The organism is Amycolatopsis sp. VS8301801F10, assembly GCF_046195355.1.
In the GTDB taxonomy this organism is placed as follows: Bacteria; Actinomycetota; Actinomycetes; order Mycobacteriales; family Pseudonocardiaceae; genus Amycolatopsis.
In genome coordinates this window covers 2,143,714-2,155,711 of sequence record NZ_CP176065.1, presented here as the reverse complement: position 1 = coordinate 2,155,711, position 11,998 = coordinate 2,143,714, and the positions used below count along the sequence as shown (strand labels likewise).

At 68.1% G+C, this 11,998-nt stretch carries 12 protein-coding genes; 3 read left to right on the top strand and 9 right to left on the bottom strand.

The genetic code is table 11. The features are described from left to right. Positions 1-43: 43 nt before the first annotated feature. Complete coding sequence (locus tag F9C11_RS10435; RefSeq protein WP_409184664.1) at positions 44-1,288, bottom strand: DUF445 domain-containing protein; 1,245 nt, start codon at positions 1,286-1,288, stop codon at positions 44-46. A 5-nt stretch (positions 1,289-1,293) separates the two neighbouring features. After that, positions 1,294-2,085, bottom strand: coding sequence for an Abi-alpha family protein (locus F9C11_RS10430; RefSeq protein WP_409184663.1), 792 nt, complete (start codon positions 2,083-2,085; stop codon positions 1,294-1,296). Positions 2,086-2,176: 91 nt separating this feature from the next. Between F9C11_RS10430 and F9C11_RS10425 the strand changes: the two genes are divergently transcribed. Next, on the top strand, positions 2,177-2,959 hold the full coding sequence (locus F9C11_RS10425; RefSeq protein ID WP_409184662.1) for a hypothetical protein: 783 nt from the start codon (positions 2,177-2,179) through the stop codon (positions 2,957-2,959). Here the strand turns inward: F9C11_RS10425 and F9C11_RS10420 are convergent. Both F9C11_RS10420 and F9C11_RS10415 read right to left on the bottom strand, forming a co-directional pair. Further along, positions 2,930-3,340: a lipopolysaccharide assembly LapA domain-containing protein gene (locus F9C11_RS10420; RefSeq protein WP_409184661.1), complete on the bottom strand. Its 411-nt coding sequence runs from the start codon at positions 3,338-3,340 to the stop codon at positions 2,930-2,932. The genes F9C11_RS10425 and F9C11_RS10420 overlap by 30 nt on opposite strands. A gap of 37 nt (positions 3,341-3,377) precedes the next feature. Beyond that, a complete protein-coding gene (locus F9C11_RS10415; RefSeq protein ID WP_409184660.1) occupies positions 3,378-4,508 on the bottom strand; it encodes a dipeptidase in 1,131 nt (376 codons plus the stop codon). Between the two features lie 80 nt (positions 4,509-4,588). Between F9C11_RS10415 and F9C11_RS10410 the strand changes: the two genes are divergently transcribed. Continuing rightward, positions 4,589-5,041, top strand: a complete 453-nt coding sequence (locus F9C11_RS10410; protein ID WP_409184659.1) for a MarR family winged helix-turn-helix transcriptional regulator — start codon at positions 4,589-4,591, stop codon at positions 5,039-5,041. A gap of 1,101 nt (positions 5,042-6,142) precedes the next feature. Here F9C11_RS10410 and F9C11_RS10405 read toward each other — a convergent pair. Both F9C11_RS10405 and F9C11_RS10400 read right to left on the bottom strand, forming a co-directional pair. After that, a complete protein-coding gene (locus F9C11_RS10405; protein ID WP_409184658.1) occupies positions 6,143-6,646 on the bottom strand; it encodes an RNA polymerase sigma factor in 504 nt (167 codons plus the stop codon). Between the two features lie 273 nt (positions 6,647-6,919). Beyond that, the gene (locus tag F9C11_RS10400) at positions 6,920-7,414 is read right to left on the bottom strand and encodes a winged helix-turn-helix transcriptional regulator (RefSeq protein WP_409184657.1); all 495 of its coding nucleotides are present in this window, start codon (positions 7,412-7,414) and stop codon (positions 6,920-6,922) included. 77 nt (positions 7,415-7,491) lie between these two features. On the opposite strand from F9C11_RS10400, the gene F9C11_RS10395 reads away from it, so the two are divergent. Next, entirely contained in the window at positions 7,492-8,133 is a 642-nt protein-coding gene (locus F9C11_RS10395; RefSeq protein WP_409184656.1) for a dihydrofolate reductase family protein, read from the top strand. A 1-nt stretch (position 8,134) separates the two neighbouring features. On the opposite strand, the gene F9C11_RS10390 is transcribed toward F9C11_RS10395, so the two are convergent. From F9C11_RS10390 to boxB, 3 genes are read right to left on the bottom strand one after another with little or no spacing between them, the layout of a single operon-like run. Further along, entirely contained in the window at positions 8,135-8,989 is an 855-nt protein-coding gene (locus F9C11_RS10390; RefSeq protein WP_409184655.1) for an amidohydrolase family protein, read from the bottom strand. A gap of 13 nt (positions 8,990-9,002) precedes the next feature. Beyond that, positions 9,003-10,565 carry a benzoate-CoA ligase family protein gene (locus F9C11_RS10385; RefSeq protein WP_409184654.1) on the bottom strand — a complete coding sequence of 521 codons (1,563 nt, stop codon included), beginning with the start codon at positions 10,563-10,565 and terminating at the stop codon, positions 9,003-9,005. A gap of 10 nt (positions 10,566-10,575) precedes the next feature. After that, positions 10,576-11,997 (bottom strand): benzoyl-CoA 2,3-epoxidase subunit BoxB, encoded by a 1,422-nt coding sequence (gene boxB / locus F9C11_RS10380; protein WP_409184653.1) that lies wholly within the window; start codon positions 11,995-11,997, stop codon positions 10,576-10,578. Position 11,998 lies beyond the last annotated feature (1 nt).

Here is an 11,998-nt window from a genome sequence, read left to right as displayed (position 1 = left end):
GGTCAGTCTGCCGGCCCAGCCCGCTCCTCCACAAGGGGAGATATCAAGCGGCGAGATGCTCCAGAACCAGTACCTGCGCCTCCCCGACCGCGAATCCGAGCAGCGCGCCGGTCGCGATGAGAATCCATTCGTCCTGCTGGAAAGCCGGGCGCAGCAGCTGCTCGAACTCCTCGGGCGACAATTCCTTCATCTTGCCGACCAGCACGTTCCGGATGTCCATCGCGTCGGTGGCGTAATCCTCGAGGTAGCGCATCGTGTCCGGCAGCCGGGTCATGATCTGCTCGGAGATGGCGAGCTTCATGTCCTGGTAGCGGCGGCTGCCGATGGCGAAGACCAGCAACGGTTTCGCCACGTTCGCCGCCCGGCCCAGCTCGCGGTCCAGCTGCCGTTGAATGAGCGCCAGCACGCGGTCGGAAAGCGGGCCGCGCAGCACCGCCTCGATGACGTTGTGCGGCGTGATGATTTCTTTCGCGATCAACTCGCCGTAGGCCTCGGCGACCTCCGCGCGCCGTTTGAGGAACAGGCCCTGCCAGGTGACGCCGAAGTATTTCTTCGGCTGCAGCGGGTAGAAAATCATCCGCAGCGCGAGCCAGTCGGTGAACCATCCGGTGAAGAGGCCGAACAGCGGCATGATCGGCGGGAATTTGAACAGCACCCAGGCGACCATCTGGATCACGCCGATCAGGCCGCCGAACACCAGGCCGGAGCGCGCGATGAACTTGAACTCCTCCGCGCCCGCCTCCTGGAAGATCCGGTTGAGCAGCCGTTTGTCCTTGACGAGGCTGGTCACCACCATGCCCTTGAGGTCGAACACACTGTCCACATCGGACTGGATGAGTTCGAGGACGGCCTTGACCATGTGCGGCGATTCGGCCTGCACGCGCTGGATCACCAGCCGCTGCACGCCGACCGGCAGCGATTCCCACAGGCCCGGCTGATAGTGCCCGGCCACCTCGCGCACGATGTCCTCGACCGCGGCGAGCAGCGGTTTCTCGATTTCCTTGGCAATCCGGTCGGCGTCGAGGCGGGCGACGACCTCGGCCGGTTTGATCAGCTGCTCGGTCATCGTGTCGCAGGCGATGCTCGCCATCCGGGCGGCGCGTTTGGGCACGATGCCCTGCCAGCCGAAGAACGGTTTGACGCCGATGAACTCGACCGGCTGGAACATCATCCGGATCGCGACCAGCTTCGTGCCGTACCCGATCAGCGCGGCGACGATCGGGATGGAGACATACAGCGGCCAGTGCCGGACGAAGTCGTCGAGGACGCCCGAGACGAATCCGCCCATCGGGGTCAGCCCAGGCTCGGGTCGCAGGCCTGCCAGAACTGCGCGCCGAGCCGCGAGACGTGGATGGTGCGGCGGATGATCTTGATCCGCTTCACCTGCTTCTCCACCTCGCGGACCGACTCGTCGGTCAGCAGGATCTCGTACTGCGTCTCGAGCGAGGGCACCTCCTCGTCCAGTTCGACCAGGCCGAGGCCGATCAACCGGGTCACGTAGCCGGGCACCTGGTCCGGCAGCGACACCCCGGCCGCCTTGCCGACCGTCGAGGCGTTGCGCAGCACGATCCGGCCGGTGCCGCCGATGGCGGTGCGCTCGGCGACGTCGACCGCGGGGAACGGGGAGCCGTCCGACAGCGCGGAGAGGATGCGCGCCTCGTCGGGTGTGAGCTGGCGGAGAATGATCGCGTACAGGTATTCGCGGGCGCGCTCGCGGCCGAAGCCGATGGAGTGGTTGAGCAGTTCGGCCATCGCCGCGCGCAGCGGTTCGACGTGGTCGCGGGCGGGCACCAGCGTCACGGTCGTGTCGACGGCGCGGCTGCCGACGTCGGGGCGGTTCATCGCGGACGCCGCGGTCAGCGCCGCGTGATAGGGGTCGTCGACCTCGTCGAGGCGGCGGCGCAGTTCGCTCAGCAGCCCGCGTTCGACCTGCTTGAGGCCGCGTTCGGCGGTGTCGATCCCGGGGAGTTTGCGGGTCAGGTCGAAGCCGGTGCGCGCCGCCCATCCGGCGAGCTGGCCTGCCCGGCGGGCCAGGTTGGCCACGTCCTCGGCGGTGCCCCGGCCGTTCGGTCGCTGGTAGTCCACGGGCTGCTCCCCTCACTGTTCGCGCTGATGCTACCTGCGAGTAGGCCGAATAGCCCGGTGATGCGCGGCCGGTGGGTGTTGGATGACGCGCATGACCGCGCCGTGGGGACCGCCGATCGACGTGCTGCCGCTGCTCGTCCGCGAGGAACAGGCGCTGATCGGAGTTCTCTCCGACCTCCGGACCCCGGAGTGGGCGCTCCCCGCGTCCGGCGAATGGACAGTGCACGACCTGACCGCGGACATCCTGGGCCGGAAGCTCCGGCGGCTCTCCCGCGACCGGGACGGCCATTTCGCGGAGGGGACGTCTTGGGTATCGGCCTGCCGGCAGCTCTCGCCGGAGGTGCTGTTCGCGATGCTCGTGGACAGCACTACGCAGCTGACCGAACTGTGGAAGCACCGAGATCTGGACGAGCCGACCGCGACGCCGTTGTGGCTGACGGTCGCTCGCGACTACGCGGAGCAGTGGGTGCTCCAGCAGCAGATCCGGGAGGCGGTGGACGCTCCGTTGCTCGACGAGCCGGAGTTCCGGACGCCGGTGGTGGACACGTTTCTGCGCTCGCTGCCGCAGCTGGTGCGAGAGGTGCCCGCGCGGGCCGGCCGTCAGGTGGCGTGTTCGGTGGAGGGGGCTGGGCGGTGGACGCTCCGGGCTACCGGAGCGGGCTGGACGATCGATCGGGGCGCGGCGACGTCGCGGGCTCCGCTCGCGGCTTTGGCGACCGACGCGGACGCGTTCTGGCGGTGGTGCAGCGGAATGCTGCCGGAGGCGGACGCGCGAGTGCGGCTCAGCGGGGATCCCGCGGTGTGCGAGATCCTGCTGAGCCTGGGGGCTCGCTGCCGGGCGCGGTCAGCGTCGCCGGCGGGCCTGCTTCCGTAATTGGAGGATGCGGGCGCCGCCGATCAACGCGACCAGCGCCGCACCCGCGATGGCGGCGAAGAGCATCGCCACCGCGAGCGGCATGCTGCCGGACGCGCCGAGGAAGTGGACGGTCGCCGTGTCCAGGTTCTGCAGGATGAACACCAGCAGGAACGCCAGCACGACGATCGCCACGATCACGGCGATCCAGGTGCCGCTGATCCGGGTGGACTTCACCTTGCCCTTGCGGCCGGCGGGTTTCGCGGCGGACGGCCGCGGTCCGGCTCCCGGCGCGGTGCCGGGGGCGGCGGGGTCGAGCGCGCCGGGCACCTCGGTGCCCGACGCCTCGGGGATTTCCGATTTCGCGACCCCTTCGGGGCCGTCGTTTCGCGCGTGGGACATATCGTGATTGTCCGCCCACTCGCCGTGATGCGCTAATTCAGCGCTTGCCGTCGACCTCGCGCAGCACTCGCAGCGTGTTGCGGCCGGCGAGTTTCGCGCAGTCCTCGTCGCTCCAGCCGCGTTCCATCAGCGCGGCGATGAGCACCGGGTACTTCGAGGTGTCCTCAAGCCCTTCCGGCAGAGCGCCGACGCCGTCGTAGTCGCCGCCGAGCCCGATGTGGTCGATCCCGGCGACCTCGCGCGCGTGCTCGATGTGCGCGACGACGTCCTCGACGGTCGCCTTCGGCTTGGGCGGCCCGTCCCAGGTCTCGGCGAACCGGCCGCGCTCGCCGAGGTTGAGAAACTCCTTCCCGGCGGCCGTCATCGCGGCTTCGAGCTGGTTGTCCCACTCGGTGACCGCGGCGGAGATGAAAGCGGGAACGAAGGTGATCATCGCGACGCCCCCGTTGCCGGGCAGCTTGGCGAGGACGTCGTCGGGAATGTTGCGCGGATGGTCGTTGACCGCGCGGCACGACGAGTGACTGAAGATCACCGGCGCACTGGAGACCTCTATCGCGGCCCGCATCGTGCTCGGCGCGACGTGCGAAAGGTCGACCAGCATTCCGATCCGGTTCATCTCGCGCACGACCTCACGACCGAATTCGGTGAGCCCGTCGTGCTCGGGTTTGTCGGTTCCGGAATCCGCCCAGGTGGTGTTGAAATTGTGCGTGAGCGTCATGTAGCGGACGCCGAGCCGGCGCAGAATCCTCAGCACGCCAAGGGATTCCGCGATGCTGTGCCCGCCCTCGGCCCCGAGCAACGACGCGATCCGCCCGTCCGCGAACGCCGCCTCGGCCTCGTCGGCCGTCGTCACCAGCCGCAGCCGCTCGGGGTAGCGCTCGGCGAGCTGGTAAACCACCTCGATTTGCTCCAGGACCGCAGTGACCGCACTGTGGCCCTCGAACTGGCACGGTACGTACACCGACCAGAACTGCAGACCCAGTTTGCCTTCGGCGAGTTTGGGAAAATCGGTGTGCAGCCCCGGCTGCGGCACCGTGAGATCCACGCCAGCCACCGCCTCGACCGGATTGGGACCAGCCTTGTCGCGGAGCGCCCAGGGCAGATCGTTGTGTCCGTCGGCGAGAATCGTGGCAGCGAGCAGGTCTTGCGCGCGGGTGAGATCGGTCATGTCCTCGACCCTAGCGAGCTGCTTTGTCGTTGCCCCGGTAACTTCTCGCGCGCAAGATGTATTCGGGTAGACTCGGGCAGATGACCCCGGATCCGCAAACGGACGACGATGAGATCGTGACGTGGTGGGGCCTCGTGATCGAGGGCTATCTGGCCACGCAGAACGCGCTGATGGGAGAAATCTCCGCCCGCTTCGGCCTGGCTCCCGCGTCGTTCGACATCCTGCTGCGCCTGGTGCGATCGCCCGAACACCGGATGCCGATGACCCGCCTGGCAACCGAAGCCGCCCTGTCGAGCGGCGGCTTCACCAAGGTGGCAGACCGACTGGTCGCCGCGGATTTGATCTGCAGAATCCCCAGCCCGGAAGACCGCCGGGTCACGTTCGCCGCCCTGACGGAACATGGACTGGAGGTAGCGCTCAAGGCGAGAGCCGCTTGTGCGGAAATCCTGCGGCGGATTGTGCTTACACCGCTGGGGCCGGATGCGGAGGGGTTGGCGGAGGCCATGCGGACGCTTCGGTCGGTGAATGGCTGATTTTGGGGTTGCGGGTGCTTCGGGTTCTTTGACGGTAAGGCTTCCTGGTGGCGGGCTTTGCGGATGTGGGGCTTCGAGTGTCGTGCGTTTTCTCGGGTGGCGGGGGCGCGTTCTGGCCGCGGGGCCGTTCTGGCCGCGGGCTTCCGGCCGCGGCCCGTTCCGACGGCGAGCTTCCGGCACAGCCCCGCCGGCACAGCCCCGCCCTTCCCTGGGGGCTGCCCCAGCCCAGTCTATCGGGGCGGGCCGACCGGCGAGGGTGTGCTGGCCTGGTTGCCCACAGGCTAGGGAAGTTGTGGACAGACGCGGAAAGCGCAGGTCAACTGGGCTGCGGCGGCCGTCCGGCAGGCCATCGGGCAAGCGCCTGACCGGGCAGTCCGCGAGCGGGCTGCGTCGCACCGGGGAATCGGCGGGCGAGCAGTGCCGCGCTGGACAACGGCGACCGGCAGGAGCTGGACGCGGCGACCCGCGACCGAGCAAGTGCCGCACCTGGCAATCGGCGACTGGACAGTGCCGGATCGGACGAACGGCGGCCGACGAGTGCCGGACCGGGCGATCGGCACCGGGCAAGCCGCACTGGACGACGGCAACCAGCAAGTGCCGGACTCCGCAACCCGCAACCGGGCAAATGCTGCACCGAGCAATCGGCGGCCGGACAGTGCCGGACCGGGCGACCGGCGACCGGGCACCGGGCAGTGCAGCACCGGGCAACGGAGACGGCGACCGGGCGGTCTCGCACCCGGCAACGGAGACCGGCGACCGGGCACCGGGCGGTGCCGGACCGGGCAACGGAGACCGGCGACCGGGCATCGGGCGGCGCCGGACCGGGCAACGGAGACCGGCGACCGAGTGCCGGGCAGTGCCGCACCGGGTACCGGAGACCGGCGACCGGGCATCGGGCGGCGCCGGACCGGGCAACGGAGACCGGCAAGCGGCGGACCCGCCAATCCCCGAGCGGCCAACCCCCGTCCGGGCGAATGCCGCACCAAGCAAGCCGCGACCGGCAAGTGCCGGACCCGCCAATCCTCGACCGGCCAATCGCTGCGCCCGGCAATCCGCGACCGGCGCGAACCGGCCGTCCGCACGGCGGTCCAACAAGCTCTGTCATGGATAACTGAAGCCTTCCGCCTCCAGTCGGCGTCGCAGTACCGTCAGGCAGCGTTGTCGGATTCGGCTCACGCTCGACGGGGAGATGCCCAGCTCCGCGGCCAGCTGGTCGTGGCGGAGCTCCGGATAGTGCGCCAGCAGGAGCATCATCCGGCGGTGGCGCTCCGGGAACTTCTCCACCGCTCGCCACAACGCGGCTGCTCGTTCGCTGGCCAAGGCCTTCTCCTCGGGCGACTCCGCCAGCTCGTGCGTCTCCAGCTGCGCATCCTCGACCGGCTGCACCCGCGCGCGTTTTTCGGCGGCTCGGAGCGCTTGCCGTCGCGCGACGGTCGTCAGCCAGCCGGCCAGGCCGTTTGGGTCCTGCAGGTTCGGCGGGCGGCTGAGCAATTCCAGCCAGGCCGCTTGGCACGCGTCGTCGACGTCGGCGCGAAAGCCTGGGTTCGCGCCGACTATTCGATTCATCCTCGCCGACAAACAGCGCACTTGGTCCTCGTCCTGCATTCCCGGCTCCCTTCCTCGGTCGGGAAGGCTGACGGGCCGGGCCTCTCGGCGGATCCGTTTCAGCAGGTCTAATGCCGAATCGAGTGATCAACTTCGGCCGGATGTATCCAGGGGCGGGCTAGCGCCTCGGGCACCCGGAAGAGGCAGCAGGAACCAAGCTGCAGGTCGACAAATCGATGCCGAAGCACCGAAGCACCGAAGCACCGAAGCACCGAAGCACCGAAGCACCGAAGCACCGAAGCACCGAAGCACCGAAGCAGGCTGCCACCCGCCTCAACCCCGGGCAACGGCCTCCGCATAAGCCGCCGCCAGGCGTTCCGTGGCGGTCGGGCCGTCCCCGTTCGGCCGGGGGATTCCCAGGTGCCGCTCCCGCAATTCCGCCATGAATTCCTCCCACAGCGGCGGTCCGCCGGCCTCCAAAAGTTCCGCCCGCACCCGCAATTCCGGCGTAGTCGGGCGATGTCGCAAACCCCAGCTCGCCAGCTGCGCCAAAACCGGCACCAGCTGAATCGCGGCTTCCGTCAAACTGTAAGTCGCGCGCTGACCGCGGCCGGCCGAATCGCGCGTCAGCAATCCCGCTTCTACCAGGGTGCGCAATCGGTCGGCGAGGATATTCGACGCGATTCCTTCCTCCGACTGCGACTGCAATTGCCGGAAATGCCGCCGGTCGCCGAACATCACGTCGCGCAGCACCAGCAGGCTCCAGCGGTCGCCGACGACCTCGATCGCGGCGTTGATCGGGCATCCCGAGCGCGGGCCGTCCGGCATCGCATACCTCCTTTAAACCACTTGCACTTTACCATCACCTCCGACATAGTGCTTGCAAAGACAAGCAGGGAGTAGCGATGCTGGTGCGCGTCCAGTGCTTCAACGTTTCCGCCGACGGGTACGGCGCCGGTCCGGAGCAGACCCTCGAGCAGCCGTTCGGCCATCCCGACCCCGGGCCGCTCTTCGCCTGGGCCGGGGCCACCGCCAGCTGGCCGATGCGCGGCGAACCAGGCGGCACCCGCGGGCTCGACGACTACTTCACCCGCGACATGCACCGAGGCGACGTCGGCGCGGAAATCATGGGACGCAACAAGTTCGGCCCCTATCGCGGCCCCTGGGAGAACTACGACTGGCAGGGCTGGTGGGGCGACGAACCCCCGTTCCGCGCACCGGTCTTCGTGCTCACCCACCACGTGCGTCCTTCGATCACCTTGGGCCAGACCACTTTCCACTTCCTCGACACGACCCCGGAGGAAGCACTCGCCCAGGCGAAGAAAGCCGCCGGCGACAAGGACGTCCGCATCGGCGGCGGCGTCAACACAGTGCGCCAATTCCTCGAAGCGGGGCTCATCGACACGCTGCACATCGCCGTCGCGCCGGTCGAACTCGGTGCGGGAGAACGGCTTTGGGAAAGTCCGGAAGAACTGACCGACCGCTATCACCTGGAGAAAATTCCCAGCTCCAGCGGTGTTGTCCACCACCTGTTCTGGCGGAAGTAGCTCAGCGCAAGCCGGGCATCAGCCGTAACGCGTTGCCGGACAGAACTCCGTCCAGCACATCAGCGGGCAAACCCAAATCAGCGACCGCGCGGACATTCACGGCGGTTCCCGGCACCCCAGGCCAGTCAGTACCGAAGATCCATTTCCTAGCCAACCGCACCAGATCGAAGCGCGCGTAATACTCCGGCAGTTTCTTCGGCGGGAGTCCGGCGAGGTCGAGCCACACGTTCGGCCTCGCCTGGGCCATGAACGCCGCCACGTCGTACCACCAGCCCCGCCCGCCGTGCGCGAACACGAAGTTCACCGCCGGGAAGTCTTCGACCACATCGGACAGCAGCGAAGGATCCCCATAGCTGGCACGGGAACCCGGGAATACTGACAGTCCAGAGTGGAGGATCACCGGAACCCCGCGTTCAGCGCACAACGCGTAAACCGGATACAACTCCTTGTCCGCCGGGGAAAACGCGCCGTGCACCGGGTGGATCTTCAACGCCACCGCACCCAGTGCGAGCTGACGTTCCACCTCGGCGGCCAGCGGATGGTGCAAATGCGGGTTCACGTTGGCCACCAAGCGGAACCGCTCCGGATTGTAGGCGACCAACGGAAGATTGTCTTCAATCGCCTGGATACCGGTAGCCCGCGGGCTGTATTCGCAAAACAACAGCACCCGGTCGACACCCTCGCTCGCCATGAGGTCGTCCATCGCGGCGGGAATCACCGTGCCGTCCGCGTCGTACACCGTGCGCCACGGGTAGTCGCCGGCGAAGTCGCGTGCCCAGTCCAGCCACGCGGGTTTGAGCGTGGGCAGGCGCGGGGTGTGCACGTGGGCGTCCACCACGAAATGCTCGTCGATCATGCCGGCCAGTCGATCACGATTGCGGCTGCGGCACGAGCAACGACTCGCGCACCATTTCGCGGATCACGTTCCGCCGGATCTTCCCGGTCGCGGTTTTCGGCAGCTCGGCCATCTCCACCACCCCACGCGGTCGCTTGAACGCCGCCAGGCCTTCGCGGCAGAACTCGATCAGCTCGCCAGCGTCCACAGTGGCCGAAGGCGCGGCGACGACGCACGCCACCGGTTTGTCCAATCCGTCCTCGTCCGGAGCGGCGACCACCGCCACCTCGGCGACCGCCGGATGCTGCAGCAGTCGTTCCTCCACTTCGGACGGAGACACCCAGATCCCGCCCGCCTTCAACATGTCGCCGAACCGGCCGAGACACGTATAGGTGCCGTCCGGGTTGCGCACGTAACTGTCCCCGGTCCGCAGCCACTGGCCCTGGAAAACCTGTTTCGTCGTCTCGTATCGCGCCCAGTACCCAGTCGCGATCGACGGACCGGACACGAACAGTTCGCCAGGCCGTCCCGCTTCCGAGATCACCGCGCCCTGCTCGTCCCGGATCTCCACCGAGTACCCCGGCACCGCCACTCCGGTGCTGCCCGGACGCACCGCGCCCGGCTGGTTCGACAGGAAGATGTGCAACGCCTCGGTCGACCCGATCCCGTCCAGGATCTCCACCCCGAACCGGTCGCGAAACCGCGTGAACAGCGCCGACGGCAACGGTTCCCCCGCCGAAACCGCGTACCGCACCGAGGAAAATGAGTCGTCCGGCACGTCGCTGGCCAGCAGGGCCGCATAGAAGGTCGGCACGCCGAAGAACAACGTCGGCCGGTCCGCCCGTGCCCGCGCGGCGATGACTCCCGGCGTCGGACGCGCCGGTTCCAGCAGCGTCGTCCCTCCACAAGAGAGTGGAAAGAACGCGGAATTCCCCAGCCCGTAAGCAAAGAACAATTTGGGCACCGACAAGAATCGGTCCGAAGAGGACACACCCAGCACCTGCGAGGCATAAGTCGAGCACACCGCGCGGATGCTCCCGTGCCGGTGCATCGCGCCCTTCGGCTTCCCGGTCGTACCCGAGGTGTACAGCCACAACGCGGGCGAATCCTCCCACGTCGGCGCGGCCACGACATCGTCCGTCGCGGTCAGCGGCCACCGATGCGTCCGGACTCCGGCGGGGAATTCCGCCGGATCCGCCCGGTCGAGCACCACGTCAGTCACCTCGGGCGCACCGGTCAGCGCGCCCGCCGCCTGCGCGGAAAACTCCCCGGACACGCACAGCACCCGGGCCCGCGAATCGGCGAGCACCTGGCCCAGTTCCAGCCCCGTGACCATAGTGGACACCGGCACCGCGACCGCGCCGACGAGCATCGCGCCGAGAATCCCGCTCAGCAGTTCGACGTCGTCGACCATGCAGAACATCACCCGCTCCTCCGGACGCACGCCGAGCGCGCGCAGTCCGGAAGCGACCCGATGGGTCTCGGCGGCGAGTTCTCCGTAGCTGAGCGTGCGCCGCGGCGAGACGACCGCGAGCGCGTCCGGACGGCCGCGGCGCAGCAGGTACTCCGCGGCGTTGAAGTTCGCGGGAACCGTCATCGGTGCCCCCTCAGGTGAGGTACACGTACTCGTAGTCGAAAGGTTTGCCGTTGATGCCCTGCCTCGGCGGCGCGACCCAGCTGGCGATCTTCCCGCGCTCGTACACCGGGTGCATGAGCGACCGGACGAACGTCAGGTCCTCGGCCGTCGGCAGCCACTTGTGCCGCGCTGCCTCCCACGTCGCCTCGTCGACGATGTTGCCGTCCGGAGTGATGTGGTGGCCGGAGTTTATGCCCACCTCGCGGTTGAAACCAGGGTGCGGCAACGCGAACCGGAAGTCGATGCCGGCGTCGGCGAGGATCTTGTTCCACCGGTTGACCCCGGTCTGGCAGTCCGCGGTGTACTCGCCGCGCAGGTCGAGGTTCAGCAGCAGGATGGCCTGCATCTCCTCGGACGTCCAGGTCCCGTCGGCGCGCGGGCGTTCCAGCACGCGGCTGTCCTCGGTGAGTTTGTGGTCGTCCTTGCGCCGCGTCTCCTGCCAGCGGCCCTTGAGCCCGGCGGTGTAGTAGTTCGCCGCGTTCGTCGACGTTTCACTGCCGAACAGGTCGAGCGACACCGTGTAGTGGAAGTTCAGGTACCGCTGTATCACGTCCAGCGGGATCCCGCCGTGCGACGCGATGTCGTACGTGTCGTGCTCGCGGATGAGTTCGGCGCTGCGCTGCACCACCCGGTCGACGCCGGTGGTGCCCACCATCATGTGGTGCGCCTCTTCCTTGAGCATGAACTCGCAGGTGCGCGACAGCGGGTCGAACGAGCTTTCCTTCAACGTGCCGAGCTGGTATTTCCCATCGCGGTCGGTGAAGTACGTGAACATGTAGAACGCGAGCCAGTCGGCCGTTTCCTCGTTGAACGCGCCGAGAATGCGCGGTGCGTCCGGGCTGCCGGAGTTGCGCAGCAGCAGCCCCTCGGCCTCGTCCCGGCCTTCGCGGCCGAAGTACGCGTGCAGCAGGTACACCATCGCCCACAGGTGCCGCCCCTCTTCCACGTTCACCTGGAAGAGATTCCGCAGGTCGTACAGCGAAGGCGCGGTGAGCCCGAGCAGTCGCTGCTGTTCGACCGACGCCGGTTCGGTGTCGCCCTGGATCACGATCAGCCGCTGCAGATCGGCACGGTATTCGCCGGGCACCTGCTGCCACACCGGTTCGCCCGCGTGCTCGCCGAACGCGATCCGCCGGTCCGGTTCCCGCTCGGCGAGGAAAATCCCCCACCGGTAGTCCGGCACGTTGACGTGGTCGAAATGCGCCCAGCCGTCGCGGCCGACGCTCACCGCGGTGCGCAGGTAGACGCCCTCGGTCTCCAGCGTGGGACCCATCTCGCCCCACCAGTTCATGAATTTCGGCTGCCAGCCCTCCAGCGCGCGCTGCAGCCTGCGGTCGTCGGCGAGCTGGACGTTGTTCGGGATTTTCGCGTCGTAGTCGATCTTTTCGGGCATC